Origin of the sequence: Phyllobacterium bourgognense, from assembly GCF_003337575.1 — a bacterium.
Classification (GTDB): domain Bacteria; phylum Pseudomonadota; class Alphaproteobacteria; order Rhizobiales; family Rhizobiaceae; genus Phyllobacterium; species Phyllobacterium bourgognense.
Map to the genome: position 1 here is coordinate 22887 of NZ_QPJM01000010.1, position 23763 is coordinate 46649.

The 23763-nt window shown below is 57.1% G+C and carries 23 protein-coding genes; 16 read left to right on the top strand and 7 right to left on the bottom strand.

The features are described 5' to 3' along the window. Positions 1–2: 2 nt before the first annotated feature. Positions 3–662 carry a lysophospholipid acyltransferase family protein gene (locus tag C7476_RS17010; protein ID WP_114431096.1) on the top strand — a complete coding sequence of 220 codons (660 nt, stop codon included), beginning with the start codon at positions 3–5 and terminating at the stop codon, positions 660–662. Then, a complete protein-coding gene (locus C7476_RS17015) occupies positions 655–1593 on the top strand; it encodes a phosphatidate cytidylyltransferase (protein WP_114431097.1) in 939 nt (312 codons plus the stop codon). The genes C7476_RS17010 and C7476_RS17015 overlap by 8 nt, the downstream gene beginning before the upstream one ends. On the opposite strand, the gene C7476_RS17020 is transcribed toward C7476_RS17015, so the two are convergent. The 4 genes from C7476_RS17020 to C7476_RS17035 all read right to left on the bottom strand — a co-directional run bounded on the left by C7476_RS17020 (position 1590) and on the right by C7476_RS17035 (position 7033). After that, entirely contained in the window at positions 1590–2744 is a 1155-nt protein-coding gene (locus tag C7476_RS17020) for a fumarylacetoacetate hydrolase family protein (protein ID WP_114431098.1), read from the bottom strand. The genes C7476_RS17015 and C7476_RS17020 overlap by 4 nt on opposite strands. A gap of 157 nt (positions 2745–2901) precedes the next feature. Next, positions 2902–5163, bottom strand: coding sequence for a xanthine dehydrogenase family protein molybdopterin-binding subunit (locus C7476_RS17025; protein WP_114431099.1), 2262 nt, complete (start codon positions 5161–5163; stop codon positions 2902–2904). Next, complete coding sequence (locus C7476_RS17030; protein WP_181872480.1) at positions 5163–5660, bottom strand: (2Fe-2S)-binding protein; 498 nt, start codon at positions 5658–5660, stop codon at positions 5163–5165. The genes C7476_RS17025 and C7476_RS17030 overlap by 1 nt, the downstream gene beginning before the upstream one ends. After that, positions 5657–7033, bottom strand: coding sequence for a cytochrome c (locus C7476_RS17035; protein WP_114431101.1), 1377 nt, complete (start codon positions 7031–7033; stop codon positions 5657–5659). Before C7476_RS17035 ends, C7476_RS17030 begins: the two co-directional genes overlap by 4 nt. A gap of 301 nt (positions 7034–7334) precedes the next feature. On the opposite strand from C7476_RS17035, the gene C7476_RS17040 reads away from it, so the two are divergent. The 10 genes from C7476_RS17040 (at position 7335) to C7476_RS17085 (ending at position 18020) form a co-directional block, all read left to right on the top strand. Further along, positions 7335–8228, top strand: coding sequence for a DMT family transporter (locus C7476_RS17040; RefSeq protein WP_114431102.1), 894 nt, complete (start codon positions 7335–7337; stop codon positions 8226–8228). An 80-nt stretch (positions 8229–8308) separates the two neighbouring features. Continuing rightward, complete coding sequence (locus C7476_RS17045) at positions 8309–9199, top strand: MBL fold metallo-hydrolase (RefSeq protein ID WP_114431103.1); 891 nt, start codon at positions 8309–8311, stop codon at positions 9197–9199. 113 nt (positions 9200–9312) lie between these two features. Further along, complete coding sequence (locus C7476_RS17050) at positions 9313–9921, top strand: cupin domain-containing protein (protein ID WP_114431104.1); 609 nt, start codon at positions 9313–9315, stop codon at positions 9919–9921. Positions 9922–10038: 117 nt separating this feature from the next. Further along, on the top strand, positions 10039–10977 hold the full coding sequence (locus C7476_RS17055) for an ABC transporter substrate-binding protein (protein ID WP_114431105.1): 939 nt from the start codon (positions 10039–10041) through the stop codon (positions 10975–10977). Between the two features lie 73 nt (positions 10978–11050). Further along, positions 11051–11854, top strand: a complete 804-nt coding sequence (locus tag C7476_RS17060) for an ATP-binding cassette domain-containing protein (protein ID WP_114431106.1) — start codon at positions 11051–11053, stop codon at positions 11852–11854. Continuing rightward, positions 11851–12879 carry an ABC transporter permease gene (locus C7476_RS17065; protein WP_181872481.1) on the top strand — a complete coding sequence of 343 codons (1029 nt, stop codon included), beginning with the start codon at positions 11851–11853 and terminating at the stop codon, positions 12877–12879. The genes C7476_RS17060 and C7476_RS17065 overlap by 4 nt, the downstream gene beginning before the upstream one ends. Then, entirely contained in the window at positions 12880–13971 is a 1092-nt protein-coding gene (locus C7476_RS17070; protein WP_114431107.1) for a phosphotriesterase family protein, read from the top strand. A 30-nt stretch (positions 13972–14001) separates the two neighbouring features. Continuing rightward, positions 14002–14772, top strand: coding sequence for a glutamine amidotransferase (locus C7476_RS17075; protein WP_114431108.1), 771 nt, complete (start codon positions 14002–14004; stop codon positions 14770–14772). A gap of 11 nt (positions 14773–14783) precedes the next feature. After that, positions 14784–16037: a Zn-dependent hydrolase gene (locus tag C7476_RS17080; RefSeq protein ID WP_114431109.1), complete on the top strand. Its 1254-nt coding sequence runs from the start codon at positions 14784–14786 to the stop codon at positions 16035–16037. A 189-nt stretch (positions 16038–16226) separates the two neighbouring features. After that, positions 16227–18020 (top strand): chloride channel protein, encoded by a 1794-nt coding sequence (locus C7476_RS17085; RefSeq protein ID WP_114431110.1) that lies wholly within the window; start codon positions 16227–16229, stop codon positions 18018–18020. Here the strand turns inward: C7476_RS17085 and C7476_RS17090 are convergent. Together C7476_RS17090 and C7476_RS17095 are read right to left on the bottom strand one after the other, a co-directional pair. Next, a complete protein-coding gene (locus tag C7476_RS17090) occupies positions 18017–18853 on the bottom strand; it encodes an aldo/keto reductase (protein WP_114431111.1) in 837 nt (278 codons plus the stop codon). The genes C7476_RS17085 and C7476_RS17090 overlap by 4 nt on opposite strands. Next, entirely contained in the window at positions 18850–19350 is a 501-nt protein-coding gene (locus C7476_RS17095; protein ID WP_114431112.1) for a GFA family protein, read from the bottom strand. Before C7476_RS17095 ends, C7476_RS17090 begins: the two co-directional genes overlap by 4 nt. Before the next feature lie 216 nt (positions 19351–19566). Between C7476_RS17095 and C7476_RS17100 the strand changes: the two genes are divergently transcribed. The 4 genes from C7476_RS17100 (at position 19567) to C7476_RS17115 (ending at position 23310) form a co-directional block, all read left to right on the top strand. Beyond that, entirely contained in the window at positions 19567–20175 is a 609-nt protein-coding gene (locus C7476_RS17100; protein ID WP_114431113.1) for a TRAP transporter small permease subunit, read from the top strand. After that, on the top strand, positions 20172–21614 hold the full coding sequence (locus C7476_RS17105; RefSeq protein WP_114431114.1) for a TRAP transporter large permease: 1443 nt from the start codon (positions 20172–20174) through the stop codon (positions 21612–21614). The genes C7476_RS17100 and C7476_RS17105 overlap by 4 nt, the downstream gene beginning before the upstream one ends. Positions 21615–22010: 396 nt before the next feature. Continuing rightward, positions 22011–22991, top strand: coding sequence for a 4-hydroxy-tetrahydrodipicolinate synthase (gene dapA, locus C7476_RS17110; RefSeq protein WP_114431222.1), 981 nt, complete (start codon positions 22011–22013; stop codon positions 22989–22991). 55 nt (positions 22992–23046) lie between these two features. Beyond that, positions 23047–23310, top strand: coding sequence for a hypothetical protein (locus tag C7476_RS17115; protein ID WP_181872482.1), 264 nt, complete (start codon positions 23047–23049; stop codon positions 23308–23310). Between the two features lie 3 nt (positions 23311–23313). Here the strand turns inward: C7476_RS17115 and C7476_RS17120 are convergent, their stop codons facing one another. Then, the gene (locus tag C7476_RS17120; protein WP_114431115.1) at positions 23314–23763 is read right to left on the bottom strand and encodes a PTS sugar transporter subunit IIA; all 450 of its coding nucleotides are present in this window, start codon (positions 23761–23763) and stop codon (positions 23314–23316) included.

The following is a 23763-nucleotide window of genomic DNA, read 5'->3' on the forward strand; positions in this document are numbered from 1 at the left end:
ATATGATAGAAACCAAACCGCTATTGCGGCGAGCGGCTGCCATGGTGCTTGCCGGCGTCGCGCGCGCCATAACTGGCGTGCGGCCGATCTGGCAGGGCTGTGCGCCGTCGAAGCGCCAGCGAATCTATTACGCCAACCATGCCAGTCATGGCGATTTCATTCTGCTTTCCACATGCCTGCTCCCGGAAGAGCGCGAACGCACCCGTGCGGTCGCTGGAGCTGATTACTGGAGGAAAAACAGGATCCGGCACCTTTTGGCGCGTGACCTGCTCAATACGGTACTCGTAGAGCGGAACTGGGTGGAGCGTGAGCAAGATCCGATGGTCATCATGCTGGACGCACTCAAAGATGGTCACTCGCTGATCATCTTTCCCGAAGGCACGCGCAACATGACCGATGATCCACTGCTGCGGTTCCGTTCGGGCCTATACAACCTGGCCTTCGCCCGTCCGGATGTTGAGCTCATCCCGTGCTGGATCGAAAACATGTCGCGCGTTCTTCCCAAAGGTGCTCTTCTACCGGTGCCGTTGCTTTGCCGCGTTATCTTCGGCGCACCTGTCGAGCTTACGCCCGCCGAAGATCGTCATGCTTTTCTCGACAGGGCGCGGCAGGCTCTACTTGAACTAGACCCGGAACACCAGAGGTCGCTCAATCATGGCTGAAACGATCTGGCTGTTCCTTGGCCTCGTTGGCATATTGACGGCCGCCAGCGCCGTCGCGACCGCGCTGAGCTGGAAGAGCACACGCAAAGGCGATGTTCTGCCTTCAACACTCGCCAATTTGAACTCGCGGATCAAGGCGTGGTGGATCATGATCGCCACCATCTCCATTGCATTCCTTTTCGGCAAGGGAGGCGTCATCCTGCTGTTCGCCTTTGTTTCTTTTGCGGCCTTGCGCGAATACGTGACGCTGACACACACGCGCCGCGGTGACCACTGGATACTCCTCGGCATGTTTCTGGTCATCATTCCGGTTCAGTACTATCTGCTCTGGATCGAATGGTACGGAATGTTCTCCATCTTCGTGCCAGTCTATTGCTTCCTTGCAATGCCCGCTTTGACAGCGATCTCCGGCGACACGGAGCGGTTCCTCGAGCGAGTCAGCGAGCAGCAATGGGGTATCATGCTCTCGGTCTATTGCCTCAGCCATGTACCTGCATTGCTTACGCTTTCGATACCGCAGTTCGAGGGCAAAGGCCTGCTGCTGATCGCCTTTCTGATAGCTACTGTGCAGGGTAGCGACGTGCTACAATATGTGTTCGGCAAGCTCTTCGGCAGGAATAAGGTAGCGCCTAAAATATCGCCATCCAAGACTTGGGAAGGTTTGATCGGTGGCGTTATCAGCGCATCACTCCTCGGAGCCGCACTTTATTGGCTGACGCCTTTCACACCCCCACAAGCCGGCCTGATGGCCGCGCTCGCCTGCATCATGGGGTTCTTCGGCGGATTGGTCGCCTCGGCGATAAAGCGCGATCGCGGTGTCAAGGATTGGGGCCACATGATCGAGGGCCATGGCGGCATGCTTGACCGGGCCGACAGTCTGGTCTTTGCCGCCCCGATCTTCTTTCACATCGTCCGTTATTTCTGGACCTAGAGCAAATCCGCCCGCGCGAGATCACGCAGCAGATGGCTTGCACCATAGGTCCATGGGGCGCATTCGGTTGAAAGCCGTACACGGTTTGACAATGTTCCCAGCGATGGTGTCGAGATCGAAACGACATCGTTCATCTTGTGGGTGAAACCCTTGCCCGGCCCATCGCGATCCTTGACCGGCGCGAACATGGTGCCGAGATAGAGCACAAGACCGTCCGGATACTGATGGTGCTTTCCGATCGTAGTTTCAACAAGCGATTCCGGTGTGCGTGATATTTTCGCCATGCTGGAATGGCCATCGAGCACAAACCCGTCCTCTCCCTCGACGCGCATGCTGAGTTCCGCCGCCTTGACGGTCTCGATCGTGAAATCACCGTCAAACAGGCGAACAAATGGTCCGACAGACCCAGAGGCGTTGTTGTCTTTTGCCTTGCCCAGCAGCAATGCCGAGCGTCCTTCCACATCGCGCAGATTGACGTCGTTGCCAAGCGTTGCACCGACGATGCGACCGGCACTTGAAACGACCAGCACAATTTCGGGCTCCGGATTGTTCCAGCTCGAAATCGGGTGCAATCCGACGTCGGCTCCGAAGCCCACGGTCGACATGGGCTGACCCTTGGTGAAGATTTCGGCATCGGGGCCGATCCCGACTTCGAGGTACTGGCTCCAGACGCCACGGGCGATCAGCGCCTCCTTGACCTGCATCGCCGCAGGGGAACCCGGCACGATCTTTGAGAGGTCCGCGCCGATAAGCTTGAGAACGTCGTCGCGCAGTGAGTCGGCCTTTGCCTTGTCGCCCTTCGCCTGTTCCTCGATGACCCGTTCGAGCAGGGAAGCGACGAAGGTCACGCCTGACGCTTTTACAGCCTGCAGATCGATCGGAGAAAGCAGCGCAGGCAGCGCAGGATCGTATTTTTTCGTCCAGCTGTTCTCGATGATGGCGTCTACATTACCAAGCTTTGTCCCCGCAGTTCCGGAAACATAACTGGCTGGATTGTCGAGTTCGGCAATATCACGCACGGTTGGCGCGGCTTTGGCAGTGATATCGAAAACCACTCCACCACGAACCGCAACAATCCGCGGGGTGGCATGGCCGGGAATTTTGGCGCGACCGACAAGAACACCGGAGCTGGGAACGATTGTATTTGGCATAGTCTGATTCCTGATATCTGTGGCGTGGCGCGCTTCCAGCCCAGCTGCGAATGCTGGCTGCGGATGAATGCGCCGCAGTTATGCGACAGGGCATCCCACCAATCAAGACCGCGTGATGCAAGAGGCTCCAGCCAAATCAGGTTACGCTGAAGTCGTGTCAAACTCCGAGCGTTGCTTTCACCCGCGCCGGCGAAAAAGGCAGATTGTAAAGACGCTTGCCTGTCGCATTGGCGAGTGCGTTGGCAAGTGCGGCCGATGTCGGTCCCTGCGCAGCCTCGGCGACGCCGAGATAGGGCGAACCGGGATTATCCACAATATGGACATCAAGAGTGCCGGGTACCGCACTAAAACGCAGGATCGGATAGGTCGACCAGTCCGAACTCATGATCCGGGTATTGTCGAAATTGACTTCTTCGTACATCGTCCAGCTCAACGACTGGATGATGCCGCCCTCCGTCTGGTTACGGATGTTGTCGGGAGCCACCGCCTCGCCGCAATCGACCGCAGAAACGATGCGCGGTATGCGGATCTTGCCCGTTTCCTTGTCGACATCGATCTCCATCGCCAGTGCCAGATAGGCGGCATGGTTCTTGTATTTGGCAAAGGCAAATCCCCGGCCGCGTCCTTCTGGCATGGGATCGCTCGACCAGTTGAAAGCCTCGACCGCCGTCGCGATCACCTTGCGTGCCCTTGGATCCTCCATGTGCTTGAGGCGAAACTCAACCGGATCGGCCCCCGCTTCCTTCGCCAGTTGATCCATGAAACTTTCAATTGAAAAGACGTTGGCATAGGCGCCGAGCCCACGTAGCGAAGAAACCCGCACTGGCATATCGGCGACGAAGTGCCAAAGCACCCGCATATTGGGGATCGAATAAAGCGGTATGGCGTTGCGATCGCCATTGCCAAGCGGCGTGATGTTCATGACCGGCTTGTCCGGCGGAAAGCCCGACGCCATGAGCTGCCCTGGTAGCAGTGCGCCCGCACTACCAGGCCTGGCCGAATGGGTGTTGCTCCAAAGGTCATATTTCCAATTGACGATCTTGCCTGAAACATCGAGCGATGCGCTGACCTTGGTCAGCATTGCCGGACCATAGGGCTCCCATAGATGCTCCTGGTCGCGCATCCACTGTACTTTGACAGGACGGCCTGGAAGGGCGCGCGCAATCAATGCTGCATCGCCGGCTGCATCGTCGGCGCCATTGTGTCCATAACAACCTGACCCTTCCGTATGGATGCAGCGTACCTTGTCCAGAGGCATGCCCAGCATTTGCGCGATCGCCTTGCGGTCCGGATAAACGCCCTGGGTATGGGTCCACACTGTCATTGTGCCATTGTCAAGATGAGCCACGGAGCACGAAGGTCCGATCGATGCGTGCATCTGGTATGGCCGCATGAACTGAGCGCTGAATGTCGTTATACCGCCGGTAAAATCGCCGCCAGCCTCAGCGACAACGCCCTGCTCGCTTTCGCTCTTTTGCAAAACGGCGGGTAGATCCTGTTCGTTCGGTAGGCGGGGCGTTTCTTCCCATTCGGCAAGGTCCGTCAAAGCCCGCATGGCTTGTACGGCCTGAAACTCCTTCTCCGCGGCCACTGCGAGAAAATTGCCATCGCGAATAACAGCAACCACACCCGGCATCGCCTTGATGGAAGCGGTATCGATATCCTTCAGCGTGGCGAACCAGCTTGGCGGGCGAACGACGCGAGCATGCAACATCCCCGGGAGCCGCATGTCCTGTACATAAGCGGGACCGCCGGTAACCTTGGCCGGGATGTCCACACGCGCGAAAGGCTTGCCAATATATTCATAGGCGTCCGGGGACTTGAGCTTGGACTTCGGCTGCGCATCCACATGCAGCATATCGGTCATGACCACTTCGCCATATCCGATCGACTTGCCATCGGGTCCGACAATACGACCATTTTGCGCCTTGAGCTGATCGGCAGGAACTTGCAATTTGCTGCTGGCCTGCTGGATCAGGATCTCGCGTACCTGCGCCGCGGCATTGCGGATTGCCGTGCCACTGTTCTGGACCGTCTGGCTGCCCGCAGTAAAACCCTCGTCCGGGGTAATTGCCGTATCAGCAGTAATCAGATTGATCGACGCAGGCGGAACTTCGAGTTCTTCCGCCGCGATCTGACGCAGCGACGTCTTGGTTCCCTGCCCGAGTTCTGCCTTGCCGGTATAGACCGTGACCGAGCTATCCGCATCGATGCGGATCCATGCGTCCAGTGAAGGCGTATCGGCCAAGCTACCGGGCAGCTTGGGACCAGTCGCTACAGGTTCTGGCGGTTTCGCGGGTACATTGAGTTCGCCTTCCTGGGCGAAGGCATGGTCTTTCAATGAAAAACTGACGACCAGGGCGCCCGTACCCAGCAATAGGCTGCGGCGCGTAACATTCGGGAAGCGGGGGGCGTTCATCAGACTTTCCTTTCGCCGCTTGCAGGTGCCATGGCTGCCGTCTTCATCAATTCGCGTGCGCGTTTCACCGCTTTGAGAATACGCATATGCGTTCCGCAACGGCACAGATTGGGTTCAAGCGTCGTCTGGATTTCTGCATCGCTCGCATCGGGCTTCGATTGCAGCAATGCCTGGGCCCGCATCATCATCCCGGGAATACAGTAGCCGCATTGCGCAGCCTGCTCCTCGATAAACGCCTGTTGCATCGGGCCAGGACTGTCGATGGTACCGAGGCCCTCCACAGTCTTGATCTCCCGTCCCTCAAGCAAGAGGATCGGTGTCAGGCAGGAGAAAATTGCCTTTCCGTCTACCATCACAGTGCAGGCGCCACATTGCCCCAGACCACAGCCGAACTTGGCAGCGTTAAGTTCGAGGTCGTTGCGCAAGACATAGAGCAGCGGCGTCGCGGGATCGGCATCCACTTCGTGCGTGCTGCCATTGACGTTGAGTTTCATCACTGATCCTCCGCTCCTATGTTGCTGGGGCCGCGCTCGATGCCGTCGGAGGGCCGGACGCTGACATGGTATTTACCGGTTCTGGTATCGGCTGCACGCTGGACGACATCGCCCCACGGTGCCTGGTCGGTAAAGTGCTGGCGCAGATAGCCAAGCAGATCGTTCAGCTGATCGTTTGTCAGCACATCGGCGAATCCTGGCATGATAGCGCTGGTGCGGCCACTTGCTGCTGGAAGACCGTAGAGCACCATATTGATGGCGTTTTGCGCATCTGGTGCATGCACCGTGGAGCTGAGCCGCAGATCAAGTCCGCCGAAAGGCTGCGGCCGGCCGTTTTCATGGCAAGCGGCGCAGGCAGCCTGATAGATCGCAGCACCCTTTCCGCCTAACGCCGATTGATCATTGCCTATCGCAGACGTGATCGGGCCCGATTTTATCTCTTGCAGGAGTTGTTCTGACTTGGCGCGTCGCTCCGCCGAAGGTTCGCCCACGATTGATGCGATGTAGGTTGCCATTGCACGAATATCGCTGTCAGGCAGCAGCCCAAGATTTCCGGTAACTTCACTCATGGGGCCATTAGCGACGCCGTGATCCGGATGCCAGCCCTGCCGCAGATAGGTGTACAGGCCCTCCTCGTCCCAAACCACAGGAGCGGGCGATGATCCATCAAGCGCGAAAGCACTCCAACCCTCGGCTTCGCCACCCGCTAGGTGCAGTGATGCTTTTTCGGCACCGAGCGTGTTGCGCGGCGTGTGGCACGCACCACAATGGCCCAGACCATCGACCAGATAGGCACCGCGGTTCCATTCCTCACTTTGGCTCGCATCGGGTTGATAAGCGCCGTCCCTGAAGAACAGCATCTTCCAGCCAGCCAGAACCAGACGCACGTTCAAGGGGAAAGGCAGCTCGTTCGGTGGCGGCGTGGCTTTCACTGGCTGACGTGTCATCAGGAAGGCATATAGGGCACGGTTGTCGTCATCCGAGACATTGGTGAAGTGATCATAAGGGAACGCGGGATAAAGATGCTCGCCCTTACGACCAACTCCATCCCGCATGGCCCGCTGAAAAGCCGCTTCCGACCATGTTCCTATGCCGGTCTCCGCGTCGGGTGTGATGTTGCTGGAATGGATCGTCCCGAAGGGGGTCGGAATGGTCAGCCCACCGGCAAAGGATTTTCCGCCGGGATTGGTATGGCAAGCCGTGCAATTGCCGACGGCGGCGAGTTTCGCCCCATGCTCAATCAAGGCCTGGTCGAAGGATGCACGTTCTGGCGGTTTGATTGGAGCAATTTCCGGCTTCCACGCGTAAACAAAAGCGCCCGCAACACCGACAACAATCAGCACTCCAAGACCGGTAAGAAAACGACCGAATTTCACAGGCAATCCTTGGAATCAAACGTCCAACCATCGGGCCGGGATACTCGGCGCGTGCAAAAGTTGGCGAGAACTTAGAACGAATCCAATGTTAGATATATCAGCAACTTGGGTCAATTGAGCCGGGGCGCAATGCAATCAAGATTGTGTGATCGTTATACAAACTACATAAGCCGTTACTTACGCAACAGCTGACATCACCGTGTCAGTAGCATCTCAATTTTGGCTTTCGAAGCCTTGCCATCTCGCGCAACAGCGGCGCTAGATCACGCATGTATCCGTTGTTCGAACAGTCAAGGCAATCATGAAGCCATCGGCTTATCAACTGGGACTGATTTTCGTAACCGGCTCGGCCATTGCATGGAGCCTCGCGGGTCTGTTCACGCGCGTCATCCCGCAGGACAATTGGACCATCCTTGCATGGCGCGGGATTTTCGGTTCGCTCGGCAGAGCGACGGTGATGGTCTTTACCGAGCGCGGCCGGTTCTGGGCGAGCTTCCGCGACATGGGCCGGGCTGGCTGGCTTTTCGTTGGCATTTCCGCGCTCGGCATGATGTTTTTCATCAGTGCCTTGAAGAAAACCACCGTAGCGCATGTCGCTGTCATCTATGCCACCATCCCGTTTGTGGCCGCAATTCTTGGCTGGTTCGTTCTCGGCGAAAGATCGACCTGGAGCGCCATTCTCGCCAGCATCGCTGCTGCGACCGGGGTCTCGCTTATGGTTGGTTTCAGCCTCGAAGGTGCTATCTTCGGCGATGCTCTCGCCTTTGGCATGACACTGTGTATGGCGGTGCTGATGATCATTGTCCGCCGTTCGCCGGATGTTTCTGTCATGCCCGCTGCCTGTCTGTCGGCTCTCGTCAGTTCCCTCGTCTGCTGGCCGCTCGGCGATCCGCTTGGCGTTACGGCCCATGATCTGATGCTCATTGCGCTTTTCGGCATATTGGTTTCTGCCGTGGGCCTTGCCCTCTTCACCCTTGGGGCAAAGCTCCTTCCACCGATCGAAACGGCGCTGATCGGTTCCCTTGATGCCCCCTTGGCGCCATTCTGGGTCTGGCTCGTATTCAACGAAGTGCCAAGCAAGAGTACAGTGTTTGGTGGATCGATCGTTTTCGCTGCTGTGATCGTTCATGTGATTTCCGGCGCATCGCGAAAGGCCAAAGCGCAACGCCTGGTTCAACAAAATAATGTATCGTGACCCAATCTTTACGCTGATTGACAAGCTGAACCAAAAGCGGCGAGAATCGTGTCGAGCTCAAGCTCGGGGGACGCGCGAAAATGTTGGAAGCCGCCATAAAACCGGACGTTCAAGCATTCTTCGACAAACGAACGAATTCCGTCCAGTACGTAGTTGCAGATCCCGTGACCCGGCATTGTGCAATCATCGACTCGATTCTGGATTTCGACGAAAAGTCCGGATCAACGGCACCCGTCAACGCCGACCGAATATTGGAGTTCGTTGACGCCAATAGCTTGAAGGTCGAGTGGATACTGGAGACCCACCCGCACGCCGACCATTTTTCGGCAGCCGACTACTTGCGAACGAAAACAGGCGCAACGACCGCTATCGGTAGGCATATCGTCGAGGTTCAGGCCCTGTGGAAACGATTCTACAATTGGCCGGATTTCCCGGCAGACGGATCGCAATGGGACCATCTATTCAACGCCGGAGACTATTTCAGTATTGGGAAGCTGACCGGGGCCGTGATGTTCTCACCGGGCCATACCCTTGCGTCGGTTACGTATGTTATTGGCGATTCCGCCTTCATTCACGATACAATGTTCATGCCGGACGGCGGAACCGCCCGCTGTGACTTTCCCGGAGGGAGCGCTGAACACTTATGGCAGTCCATTGAATCGATTCTTGCGCTCCCGGACGACACCAGGGTCTTTGTCGGTCACGATTATCAACCCGGCGGGCGCGAACCTCTGTGGGAAAGCACTGTGGGCGACCAGAAGCGCCACAATATCCACGTCTCCCAATGCAATTCCCAAGCTGAGTTCGTGGCAATGAGACAAGCCCGCGACAAGACGCTGCCCATGCCCAGACTTATTCTGGCAGCCTTGCAGGTCAACATGAATGGTGGTCGGCTGCCTGAACCAGAAGCGAACGGTGAACGTTTTCTGAAAATACCCCTGAATGCCCTCGGCGACGCGAAATGGGATTGACCTTGCATTGTCAGGTTATGAGCGCCAAGGTATGCGAGGTCGTGCACTCTAAATCTGCTGGCCAGATTTACGAATTCATAACCTAATGACCAGCTGACAGGTCACGGCAAGGCATGAACAAGATTGAACTCGGCAAACAGCCCAACGGTATCACTGAGACCAATCCGGCTCGGCTTGGCATCCGGCTGAAACTGGCACGGCAGACACGCGGCCTTACACTGAAGGCTCTCTCCGAAGCCGCCAATTGTTCAGAAAGCCTCCTGTCCAAGATCGAGAACGGCAAGGCATCGCCTTCCCTGCCCATGCTGCACCGATTGGTCCAGGTTCTCGAAACCAATATTGGGTGGATGTTTGAAGAGTCGGACGGCGAGGAAGGCATCGTCTTTCGCGCCGGCGCAAGACCACTGATCGCGCTTGATCCTTTACGGCGCGGTGAAGGCATCTCGCTGGAGCGCATCATACCCTATTCGCCTGGGCACCTTCTCCAGTGCAACATCCATCATATCGAGAAGGATGGAGCCAGCGCCGGTCCAATTCAGCACGCAGGCGAAGAAGTGGGCTACATCCTCGCCGGCGAAGTCGAACTCACAGTCGGTGAAAAACAGTTTGAGCTCAAAGAGGGCGACGCGTTCGTCTTCAACTCCGATCTGCCCCATTCCTACCGGAACACGGGCAACAAGCGCGCAAGTATCTTTTGGGTCAACACTCCGCCGACATTCTAAGGCCAAGAGCCTTTCAATTTACTTGACATGCATTCAAGTCTCTTGAATTATGGTTTGGCGTTCAGTTTTTATGAGGCCCTCACATGGGTAATTCATCAAATAAAAAGGGGAATCGGGATGCGTCTTACCAAAATACTTTCGGGCTGCGCTGCAGCCATCGCCATGTCTCTTGTTGTTGGCTCGTCCGCCTGGGCCGATACGTTTGCGCTGGTCACGATCAACCAGCAGGCGCTTTTCTTCAACCAGATCAATGAAGGCGCCCAGAAAGCGGCCGATGCCGCCGGCGCCAAACTGGTTATCTTCAACGCCAACAATGTTCCAAGCGCCCAGAATGACGCCATGGAGAATTATATCACCCAGAAGGTCGACGGCATTATCCTGGTTGCGATCGATGTGAATGGCGTCAAGCCTGCAATCACTGCTGCCAAAGCTGCCGGCATCCCGGTCATTGCTATCGATGCGCAGATTCCCGACGGCGACAACATCGCCTTTGTCGGTGTCGACAACACCAAGGCGGGCGAAGACATCGGCAAGTTCTATGCTGACTACGTCAAGTCCAACTTGTCGGGAACTGCCAAGATCGGCGTGATTGGCGCGCTCAATTCGTTCATTCAGAACCAGCGTCTGGACGGCTTCAAGAAGGCTGTTGCGGACAGTGGCCAGAAGATAACTTTCCTCGATACGGTCGATGGCCAAAACGTTCAGGATGTGGCTCTGACCGCCGCCGAAAACCTGATGACCGCCAATCCTGACATGACGACGCTTTATGCGACGGGTGAGCCTGCGCTGGTCGGTGCCGTTTCGGCCGTCACGAGCCAGGGCCGGACTGGAGACGTCAAGGTATTCGGTTGGGACCTCACCAAGCAGGCCGTTGAAGGCATCGATGCCGGCTGGGTCACAGCTGTTGTTCAGCAGGACCCCGCCGGTGAAGGCAAGGCTGCCATCGAGGCATTGACCAAGCTGAAGAAGGGCGAAAAAATCGAGCCCATCATCAACGTGCCGGTGACAATCGTTACGAAGGACAACGTCGACCAGTTCCGCGGCATGTTCAAGTAGAACAAGTGCTGCAAGGGCGCGGCCGCACATGCCGCGCCCAATCCTGTCGTCATTTTAACCCAATGGTATTGCGATGAACGATATTGGCAATGAAACCTACCGGGTCCGCATGACCGGCATATTCAAGCGGTACAATACGATCCAGACACTCGACAATGTATCGTTGAGCCTGAAGCCTGGTGAAGTGCTCGGTCTCGTCGGCGACAATGGCGCTGGCAAATCGACCCTGAGCAAAGTCCTGTCCGGAGCAGTCATACCGGACGCAGGAACCATCGAGATCGACGGCAAGACCGTGTCTTTTTCCTCGCCCGCCGACGCAAGATCAGAACATGTGGAGATGGTTTATCAGGACCTTTCCCTGTGCGATACCGTCGATGTGGCGGGTAACATTTTCCTTGGAAGGGAACCGAGACGCCGGATATTGGGCATGCCCTTTCTCGACAAAAGGCGGATGCACGATGAAGCTCGCGCCATGCTCGACCGGCTTGGCATCGTCATTGCCGATACGGGTTTGAAGGTCGAAAATCTCTCCGGCGGCCAGCGTCAATCCATCGCCATCGGCCGCGCGGCTTCCTTCGAACCTTCCGTCCTCATCATGGACGAACCAACCGCAGCCCTCGCGGTCGCGGAGGTCGAGGCAGTTCTTGATCTTATTCGTGCTGTCAGCGCCCGCGGCGTCAGCGTGATCCTGATCACCCACCGTCTGCAGGATCTGTTCCTGGTTTGCGACCGCATTCAGGTTATGTACGAGGGCCGCAATGTCGCCGAAAGACGCATTGAAGACACCAGCATCGAAGACGTCGTGAACCTCATTGTCGGGCGCAAATTCCAGGCTCGTTCGGCGCGCCGCAGCGAAGAAAATGGAGCACGGCCATGAGCAACCCATCGACTTCAAGCAACGATGCGCTGCATCCAGCCGCCGCTCAAACGCGCGTACGAAAAAGCACGCTGCACGATCGTTTCATGGCCAACGGCAGCGTTGTTTCGATAGCCATCTTCTTTCTCGTCGTGTGCCTGTTGTTCTCCGGCATCACCGACGCCTTTCTAACGGCGCCGAATCTCCTCAACATCGTCAGGCAATCGGCGCCGCTGCTGATCGTCGCTGCCGCGATGACCTTCGTAATCACCACGGGGGGTATCGACCTTTCGGTCGGTTCCGTACTCGCGCTGGTCGCCACCCTGTCGGCGGTAACATTGCAGGCCGGTCTACCTTGGCCACTGGTTATCATCGCTATGCTGCTGCTCGGCGCTGCCATTGGTGCAATCCAAGGCTTCTTCATCGCCTATGAGCGCATACCTGCCTTCATCGTCACGCTGGCCGGGCTGTCTGTCATCCGCGGCATAGCTCTGCTTATCACTGGCGGCTATTCCATTCCGGTCGAAGCAACAAGCCCCTTCACGGTCATCGGCCGCGCCTGGTTTCTCGGTGTGCCCGTCCCCGCGCTGATTGCCCTCGTCGTGCTTGTTGTCGCGTATCTCGTCTTCAACGAAACCCGCTTCGGCCGCTACGTGACCGGCATTGGTGCGAACGCCGAGGCTGTACGCCGCGCCGGTGTCGATACGCGGCTGACAACGTTGATGGTTTATGTCCTCTCGAGCACGGCAGCGGCAGCTGCTGGTATCATCCTCGCCGCCCGCCTCGGCTCTGGTTCGTCCAATGCCGGACAAGGCTTTGAGCTGGAAGTGATTGCCGCCGTCGTGCTTGGCGGTACCAGTCTTTTCGGTGGCCGGGGCACGCTGATTGGCACCGTGCTTGGAGCCTTGACCGTGGCCGTTATCGGCAATGGCCTCATCCTTGCGCACATGTCGCCATTCTTCACGCCCATCGTCACCGGCACGATCATTTTGGTTGCGATCTGGCTGAACTTCCGGCTGTTTCGCGGCGCGATCCGGAGCAGATGAATGACCGGCCTCGACTTTCAGAACAATGAACGCGGACGTGCGCCAATCGGGATCAAGTCCGGAACCGTGATGACCGTTCAGGGGCCGCTGCCTGTCGGTGAAATGGGCGTTACCCTGATGCATGAGCATATTCTGCTGGATGGAGCGACAACCTGGAAATGCCCGTGCCATCCCGACGAATTGGCCATCGCGGATCAGCCCGTATCGATCGAGATCATCGGCGAGTTGCGCATGAACCCATACATGAATCGTGACAACGTTTCCTTGGATGATACGGACCTTGCGCTTTCCGAACTCAAGCGCTTTCAGGCGCTCGGTGGCCACACCGTCGTCGATCCCACCAACATCGGCATCGGCCGCGATCCGGTGAAGTTGCGGCGTATCTCGCGGATGGCCAATCTGAAGATTGTCATGGGCTCCGGGTTCTATCTGCAACACACCCATCCCGAATGGCTGAAAGATATGGATGTCGATGCGGTGACGGAATTTCTGGTCAACGATGTTGGCGGCGGCGATACGCAACCCGAGATCATGCCGGGAATCATCGGTGAAGTTGGCGTTAGCAAGGACTTCACATCGGAAGAGCGCAAGTCCCTGCGTGCCTCGGCGCGTGCGTCCCGTCTCACCGGCGTACCGCTATCGATCCATCTGCCAGGCTGGGAGCGTCTTGCCAATCAGGTGCTGGACATCGTCGAAGAAGAAGGCGCCGACCTTCGCCACACGATACTTTGCCATATGAACCCCAGTCACGAGGATCTGCCTTACCAGGCCGGGCTCGCCAAGCGTGGCGCGTTCCTCGAATACGATATGATCGGCATGGACTATTACTACGCCGACCAGGATGCTCAGTCACCATCCGACGAACAGAACGCCCGTGCCATTCGCTCGCTCGTCGATATGGGTTTTGGCGACCGCGTCCTGTTGTCTCAGGACGTATTCCTGAAGATGATGCTGACACGCTACGGCGGTTTCGGTTACGGCCATATTCTCAAGCACTTCGTGCCACGCCTCAAGCGCCATGGCGTTGATGCCGGAACCATCGAGCGCATGCTTACAGACAACCCCAAATCCGTATTTTCTGCAGCGGCCTGATCGCTGCGTTTTGGTACCCAAGGAGTTTTCATGTCCAAACACAAAGTTCTTCTCGCCGGCGAGTCGTGGGTTTCCACCGCGACCCACATCAAGGGTTTCGATCAGTTCCCCACCGTCACTTACCACACCGGCGCCGACGAATTGCTGAAGGCGTTGAAGGACAGCGACTTCGACGTGAAATTCATGCCGGCGCACGAAGCGCAGCGCGATTTCCCTCAGACGATTGAAGCGCTGTCCGAATATGAGGCGATCATTCTCTCCGATATCGGCGCCAATACACTGCTTCTGCATCCCGATACATGGATTCATTCGAAGACCACGCCGAACCGTCTTCGCCTGTTGCGCGACTATGTCCGCAATGGCGGTGCGCTGCTGATGTTTGGAGGCTACTACAGCTTCCAGGGTATCAATGGCGGTGCACGCTATCACAAGACGGCAGTTGAAGAGGTCCTGCCCGTTACTTGCCTTTCCGTCGATGACCGCATTGAGGTTCCCGAGGGGTTCGCCCCTGTCGTAACCGGTTCTGGCGACCATCCCATATTGCGAGGCCTCGGCACGAATTGGCCAATCCTGCTTGGTTATAACGAAGTCACCGTCAAGGACGGGGCGGAAGTCCTTGCAACCGTATCGACGGATTACGGGTCACAGCCTCTGCTCGTTACCGGCACCTATGGCAAGGGTCGCACGCTTGCCTGGACCTCAGATGTCGGACCGCATTGGCTCCCTTCTGATTTTATAGCGTGGAAAGGCTACAAGACCTTGTTCGAGCAGATGCTTGCCTGGGCAATTGCAAAAGATTGACCCAAACTGCAATGAACACGAGGGCAAGGATCAATGGCGAACGTCTCCTTCAAAGGCTGGATGAGTTTGCCGCTATTGGCGCAACCCCGGCGGGCGGTGTCAACCGCCGGGCACTGTCTCCCGAAGATCGGAGCGCCCGGACTAAACTTGCAAATCTGGCTTTGGAGCGCGGCTTTGGCGTTTTCCAGGATCCGATGGCCAATTTGTTCATCCACCGCCCTGGGCTTTCCACCGACCTTCCGCCCTTCCTGATTGGCAGTCATCTCGACAGCCAGCCTATGGGCGGTCGCTTCGACGGCGCGCTTGGTACGTTGTCTGCCTTCGAAGTGCTCGAATCCCTGGAGGATGCCGATATCCAGACACCTAGAGCCGTGGAGGTGGTCGCCTGGACCAACGAGGAAGGCAGCCAATACGCGCCGGGCTGCATGGGCTCGATGGCCTTTGCCTCGGGTGCAATTCCGATCGAGTGGTATTCCGCCCATTCTCCAGACGGCAAGGTATTGGGTGAGGAACTTGCGGCGACCCTCGACGCCCTTCCGGAAGCGCTCAAGCGCCCGCTGGGAGGCCCGCTGTCCGGCTATCTTGAACTGCATATCGAACAGGGACCGTCGCTTGAGCGCGAGAACATCCCGATCGGTATAGTCCATGCGATTCAGGGCACGCGCTGGCTTGAGGTCGTGGTTACGGGCCAGACCGCTCATGCCGGGACCACTCAGCTCTCGTTCCGCCGTGATCCGCTCGTGGCCGTCACCGAAGCGCTACAGGAGCTTTACAATTCCGTCATGCCCAATGATGAGCGGGCCCGGTTGACCATTGGGCGCATTTCGGTGGAGCCGGCTTCGATCAACGCCATTCCCGGCAAGGTGTCCTTCAGTGTCGACCTGCGCCATCCGGACGCTGCCGAACTGGCGCGGCTGGAGGACCATGTTCGCGTAACCTGCGAAGAAAAGGCGGCGGCGTTCGGGTGTGCAGTGACCATCCGCCGAACGTTCGATATGCCACCGGCGCAATTTTCTCCGCTGCTATTGCAAGCTGTCGATCGGGCGGCAACGGGTCTCGGTGTCGCCTCGAAGCCAATGGTATCGGGCGCGTTCCATGACGCACTTTTCCTTGCGCGGGTCACCGATGCTGCCATGATCTTCGTGCCTTGCCGCGATGGTCTCAGCCACAATGAAGCAGAATACGTCAAGCCCGAACACTCCAAAATGGGCGCACAGGTTTTGCTGGAATCGACTCTCGCAGCGCTTCAGATGGCTATGAAATAGCCTGTATTCGCGCGCTCCGCTGGATGTATTGCGGCGGCTGCCCGAAAGCTCGCAGAAATGCGCGGCGCGCAGGACTCGCGCGCGCCACAATCTGAAAAAGCTACGAATCGTGCCAACGCCTTGACACATTAGACGTATATTCGCTGTCGACCTGTCCTCTGATGATAAAACCAACTCTCCGGGCCAACGATGTCTCGCAAACTGGCACTGCGCCGATTGGGCGTGTTCTCCATATTTCTTGCACCAAGCCGTCTGCGGGCATTTGCCCGCAGCACCGAACTCGGCCTCGTTCTTGCGGCAGCGGCTGTCGGCATCGTGTCGGGCTTCACCGTCACCGCAATGAGTTTCATCGCACAACAGATGCACGAGCTGATTTTCGGGTTGAACGAAGGCGAACGGCTCTCGTCGGTCATTACGAATGACCTCATCCTTTTGCTCATCGCACCTGTGACGGGCGGCGCCATTTTGGGATTGTTGCTGCTTATCCTCAATCGTTACCGCAAACGACCCATGGTCGACCCCATCGAGGCAAACGCACTGCACGGCGGACGTCTTTCACTCAATGACAGCCTCATCATTACTGCGCAAAACCTCATATCCAACGGATTCGGTGCATCGGTCGGTCTCGAAGCCGGCTACACCCAACTCGCATCGGGCCTTGCTTCGAAGATTGGCCTCTCCCTGCGATTGCGTCGCTCGGACCTGCGCATCCTCGTCGGCTGTGGCGCAGCCGGTGCGATTGCGGCTGCGTTCAACGCCCCGCTAACCGGTTCATTCTACGCCTTCGAGTTGATCATCGGCTCCTATACGATCCTTAGTCTCGCGCCAGTTGTCGTTTCTGCGCTTGTCGCCACAATTATTGCGCGGATGCTCGCTGGCGATAATTTTATCATCGATATCGGCAATTTCGGCACAGTAGTCCCAGCAGATTATATCCCGGCTCTGCTTCTCGGTGTCTTCTGCGCACTGGCCGGCATCCTTCTCATGAAGGGGGTTGCGTTTATCGAGCAGATCGCGCGAAAGAGCTTTATTCCCGGACCGATCCGGCCATTGTTTGGGGGTGCAGTCATAGGCCTTTTGGCGCTGATTTCACCGCAGGTCCTTTCCGGCGGTCATGGCGCGCTGCACCTCAATCTCGATAACACAACTCCGATTGCGGCTTTAATTGGCGTGCTGCTGCTCAAGGCGTTTGCCTCGGCGATTTCCATCGGTTCGGGTTTCCGCGGCGGCCTGTTTTTCGGCTCGCTGTTCATGGGCGCATTACTGGGCAAGCTCTTTGCCTACTCGGCACCCTACGTCTTCGCCCATGCGACGTTGACACCAGTTATCTATGCCGTTGTCGGCATGAGTGCGCTGGCCGTTTCGGTCATCGGCGGACCCATGACCATGACGTTCCTTGCCCTCGAGATCACGGGCGATTTTCCGATAACGGTGTTGGTCCTTGCGGCCGTGATTACCGCCTCGCTCACTGTACGCAATCTGTTCGGCTATTCGTTCGCCACCTGGCGTTTCCACCTGAGGGGCGAAAGTATCAGAAGTGCACATGATGTGGGCTGGATTCGCAATCTGACCGTGGCCAAGCTTATGCGTGTCGATGTCCGAACGGCGCCGTCCAATCTTAGCATCGACGCGTTCCGCCGTGATTTCCCGCTTGGTTCAACTCAGCGCGTGATCATTGTCGACGATAACAACAAATATGCCGGCATGGTTCTGGTACCGGAGGCGCATTCGGGCGTGACCGAAAGCTCCGACGAAGGCCAATCGATCGCCGGCCTGATCAAATACAAGAACGACTTCCTGCAACCACAAATGAACGCCAAACAAGCAGCCGCTATTTTTGACACGGCGGAAAGTGAAGAACTGGCGGTCGTCAGTGATCTTGTCGAGCGACGCGTCATCGGCCTCCTCACCGAAAGCCATACGCTCCGCCGCTACAGCGAAGAACTGGACAGACAGCGGCGCGATGTTTCCGGAGAAATCTAGAGCATCTCAAGCGGTCGTTTTCGTCGCGGTGGCGGGAAAGCTTCATCCAGAACAGCGAGTTGATCCGCCGTCAGTTTCACATCTACCGCGCGGCGATTCTCCCGTATGTGCTTGGACGTACTCGACTTTGGAATGGCGATGACACCGTCGTGGCTAAGAACGAAGGCCAATGCCACCGCGGCTGGAGTTGCCCCGCACTCCTTGGCAACACGTGCGAGTGCCGGATGATTGAGCATCCGCCCCTGCTCGATCGGCGAATAGGCCATTATCGGTATCTTGTGTTCCTGGCACCAGGGCAATAGCTCAAACTCGACACCGCGCCGGCTGAGATTGTAGAGCACCTGGTTGGTCGAAACGGCCTTTCCGCCGTCTATCGCCTGAAGCTCTTCCATATCTTCCGTGTCGAAATTGCTGACACCCCAATGCCGGATTTTCCCGGCCTTGATCAGGTCTTCGAATCCAGCCACCGTTTCTTCAAGCGCGTAGCCACCGCGCCAGTGTAGGAGATAAAGGTCGATCGTTTCACATTTCAGTCGTTTGAGGCTGCGTTCGCAGGCAAGTGCGGCACCCCTTCGTGATGCATTTGATGGCAAAACTTTGCTTACTAGAAACACCTCATCGCGTCTGTGTTCGATGGCTTCGGCGACCACTTCCTCTGCCCCGCCATTGCCATACATTTCCGCCGTATCGATCAGGCTCATGCCGAGATCGAGGCCAAGCCGCAATGCATCCGCTTCCTGATAGAACTGCCGTCTGTCCTCGCCCATGAACCATGTTCCCTGACCGAGCACCGGAACCATCTCACCTGAGGGAAGAGCCGTCTGCTTCATCATATTTCACCTTGCATCGCCGTTGTGAAACGCGCTTTGGCTTCAGCACTCCAGACCTTTTCCGCATCGTAGTTGCCTTCGAAGGCCGGAACATCCGCCGGCAACGCGACCCATGAATGCTTGGTTGTTGTGAAACAATGAATATCGGGAGATAGCTTTGAAGCGTCGTCCAGCGTGCCAACGTAAACAAGCGCGAAAGTCTCACCGAGCTGGGAATGATTGGCCCATAGCGGTACGGAACAGCGCGGGCAGCGATGGATCATCTGGCCGGCTGGCAATGCCGAGGCCGTGTGAATCGCATCAGGCTTGCCCTCACCGGTGAGTATAACGCGGTCCGCTTCGATCATGGCGTTGACCGCGAAAGCCGAACCCGACATCCGCTGGCAATAACGGCAGTGGCAGCCGTGAACAACGATCGGCGCAGTTTCCATGCGGTAGCGTACATGGCCGCAAACGCAACCCCCGGTCAGGCCGCCCGAGACATCCGAATCTGTCGCCATTGATGTTCCTCCTTGCCTCCCGATGATTGCGCAATTGGATCAGGAAGTGAAGGCTCCGGATCGCGGTCTCCTGCCTTCATTCGGTGAAATTGACGAAACCTGCGCCATTGCAACGTTCGATTCCTTGGGTTAACTCTGTCAACCCGCAAGGCCGGCTGCAAACTCGAACAAGAGGTGCCGACTTGCCAGAAAGGTGTGAATGGGAGGGGACACTGCATGTCACGATGGCTGGCCATCACGGGCTGGATCGATGAATTCAATCGTCGCATAGCGATTGTTGCAATCTATTTTGTCTTGTTTGCATCGTTGGTTTGCGCCTTCAACGCGCTCCTGCGATACAGCATCGGCACGATGATCTGGCTGGACCACAATGTCGGGGTTGGCGGCCTGTTTCGCGGCATCCTTGCCGTTTACGGCCGCAATTCAAATTCGCTTTCAGAACTGCAGTGGTATCTCTTCGCCGGCATGGTCATGCTGGGCGGTGCCTGGACATTGAAATTGAATGAGCACGTGCGCGTCGACCTCGTTTACGGCTCCGTCAGCGAAAGAACAAGGACGTGGATTGATTTGCTTGGCGGCCTGTTTTTCCTGCTGCCGATATGTTGCCTGATGATTTATTTCACGTGGCCCTGGTTCGTCCTGTCATGGGTAACCAATGAAGGATCGTCCAACTCCGGCGGTCTTCCGCTCTGGCCCGTCAAGTTAAGCCTTCCCGTGGGCTTCGCACTGGTGGGTCTGCAGGGCATTTCAGAACTCATCAAATGCTATCTCGCCCTCACCACTGATTATGTTCGCGAATTTGCCTACGAGAAACCCGTTCAATGATGACATTCTTTGCTGATAATCTTGCCCCGTTGATGTTCTTCGGGCTGATCATCTTTATGGTGATCGGCTATCCCGCAGCATTTTCCCTCGCCGCAGTCGGGCTTTTCTTCGGCTTTATTGGCATCGAAATGGGCGAAATCAGCCCGGACTTCCTGGGTAATCTCACCTACCAGATGTTTTCGGTCCTCTCCAACGAGTTGCTGTTGGCCATCCCGTTTTTCACGTTTATGGGCGTCATCCTTGAACGGTGCGGCCTCGCCGAAGACCTGCTTGAAGGGTTCGGCCAGCTGTTCGGTGGCGTTCGCGGCGGCCTTTCCTACGCGGTCATCCTCGTCGGCGCCATTCTTGGCGCAATCACGGGAACCGTCGCAGCCTCGGTGATCGCCATGGGACTCATTTCGCTGCCGGTGATGGCGAAATACGGCTACAATATCCGCCACGCCACCGGCGTCATCGCGGCTTCCGGCACGATCACCCAACTTATTCCGCCATCGCTTGTGCTCATCGTCCTTGCCGATCAGCTTGGCAAGTCGCCGGGTGATATGTATATCGGCGCGACCGGAGCGAGCATCGTTCAGGTGCTGCTGTTCGCGGGCTGGGTGTTCGTGCTCAGTATCATCAGGCCGGATCACGTTCCCGCGCTTCCACCGGAAGCGCGCACCCTCCGAGGCTGGCCGCTACTGGCACGCTGCGCTCGCGGCATGATTCCCTCGCTTGCTCTCATCTTCATCGTGCTCGGCACGATCTTCATGGGCCTTGCCACACCGACGGAAGCCGGAGCGATGGGGGTTGTCGGTGCCATGTTTATTGCCTGGCTGAACCGCCGCCTGACCTGGAAGCTCGTCTATCAGGCGATGGATATGACGATGCGCCTCACCGCCATGGTCGTATTTATTCTGCTCGGCGCGCGCGTGTTCAGTCTGGTATTTCAGGGCGTCGGCGGCGGTCACTGGATTGAAACCATGCTGACCTCCCTGCCGGGAGGCGTCGTCGGCTTTCTGATCTTCGTCAATATCTTCATATTTATCCTCGCCTTCTTCCTCGATTTTTTCGAAATCGCGTTCATCGTCATTCCACTGCTTGCGCCGGCGGCAAGCGCACTGGGCATCGACCTCATCTGGTTCGGTGTCATGATCTGCGCCAATATGCAGACAAGTTTCATGCATCCGCCCTTTGGCTTCGCGCTGTTTTATCTCAGGGGCATCGCGCCAAAATCGATCAAGACCAGCGATATCTACATGGGTGCAATCCCATGGCTTGTGCTGCAGCTGATCCTCGTGGGTTTACTTATCGCATTTCCGGGGATGGTTACCTATTTCCTCGACTCAACCGCGGCAGTTGACCTGCAGAATATCCAGTTGAATTTGCCGACCGCTCCGGGCAACGACCTTGGTAATCCGCCGTCGTTCGATCTTGGGCAGCCGCCGTCATTCAAGTGACCGGTCGCGGCCGGCATCAGGTCGGCCGCGCTAGAGTTGGGACCCATTCGAGCCTTATAACTTCTTGATATCTTTACTCTGAACCCGCAATGGAATTCATATCGGCGGACATGGTATTTCTTTCGTGTACCCAAATCATTGGAGTGCATGGAAATGACCATATCGATGAATACTGTAGAACTAGATCACACTAAACCAACGAACCTTACCGCAAAGCACAGCCAGAGGCTAGTAACGCTGCTGGTGCTCACTACTCTATTGGCAGGGGCCGCCGGTTTGAGACTTGCCGTCGCACTCGGTGTCTCTCTCTGAATGAGGCGGGTGAACCATTCCGTCGCCGGCAGCTTTCCGGCGTTCGGGGCGGGTCTGCAGATAGATCGTAATAAGAGGAAATCCATGACTACGAACAGCAAAGACGACCCTTCACGATTGAAGGGCGTGATGACCGCACTCGTCACGCCCTTCCAGAATGGCGTCATCGATTATGATGCCCTCTCCACCTTGTCGGAGTGGCATATACAATGCGGCATCGATGCCCTCGTCCCCTGCGGGACCACCGGTGAAGCTCCTACCCTTGCGTGGGATGAGCGACTGAAGATCATCAGAACCTGTGTGCGAACTTCACGCGGACGCGTGCCGGTCATTGCCGGTACAGGCACCAACAGCACTGAACTGACTATTGCGCATACGTCCGCGGCCCAGTGCTGCGGCGCCGACGCTGCCCTCATTGTCACGCCCTATTATAACAAGCCGAGCCAGGAGGGCATCGTGCGTCACTTCGAGGCGATCGCGCAGAGCACCAACCTGCCGATCATCGTCTACAACGTGCCATCCAGGACAGGCGTCGACATTACGATGCACACTCTCGACAGACTTGCCCAGATTCCTTCGATCGTCGGTATCAAAGACGCGACGGGAGAGGTCAAGCGCGTCGAATATATTCGCACGATATTCCATGACCGCTTCATACTGCTGTCCGGCCACGATGAGACGGCATATGCATTTAATCTGCTGGGTGGCGACGGGATGATCTCGGTCATCGCCAACGTGCTGCCGCACGTTTTCGTCGCCCTGCACGATGCCTGCAAAGCCGGTGACTGGGCCACAGCCCGATACATTCAGCAAAGAATGCAGCCTGTCTTCAAGGCTTTTGACCTCGATACAAATCCATGCCCGGTAAAGTATGCGCTCAGGCATCGCCGTGGCATGAGTGACGAAGTTCGCCTGCCGCTCGTGCCTGTTTCCGTCGAAACAGCGGGCGATATCCGATCGGCCTTGGATCACCTGGGCGGAACAGACGATGGCGCCAGCGCGATCTTCAAGCAAGTCGAGACGCCTTCCGACGCTCAGGCCGCACCGCTCGTCTGGCGCGTCTAGTACGAATACGCAACTCAACAAAATCAATCGCTTCAAGCCGGAAAAGTGAGAAATCATGGCATATGTTGTAAAAAAACACGACAACTCGAACAATTGTTACCGCTTTCTTGTCGGTCGCAACATTGACGGCCGCTGGATCGTCTGTGACAGGCAGCGTCTGGTCGGCGGTCTTTTTGCGGACAAGCAATCGGCCGTACATTTTGCCGTTGCGCAAAGCGAGCACCAGCTGGGTGCGGTCTGGTGCGCCGAGGACGATGATTGCCTGCTCGCGGATCCCTGGCAGGACCTGTCCGACCGGTCCCACCGTAAACGCGCCTGAGCGCTAAAGTTCCTCTATAAAACACGAGTAGAGCGACGCTGCGTCTTTCGCCGCTCTCATTTGATCAAGAACACCGGGCGCCCGCAGCTTTCTGGAAACACACGCCAACACATTGAGATGCTTGTTGGGCTCCTCGTCCGGGGTCAGCGACAGGAAGACAATGTCCACCTGCTTGCCATCGATCGATTCAAAGTCGATGGGCTGCTTCAATCGAGCAATCATCGCGACAGGTCTGCTAATGCCAGCGATACGCGTAAGCGGAAGGGCAACGCCCTGTCCTACGCCGGTCGACCCCAGATTTTCCCGCTTTAGCAGCGCATTCAGAATCGTGTCGGCTGGAACTGCGGCAAGTTGACTTGCACTCGCGGACATTGCCTGGAGTACCTGCGTTTTGGATGACACATCAAGATTCGGAATTACATTTTCCGGCTTTATATAGTCGGCTAATTTCAT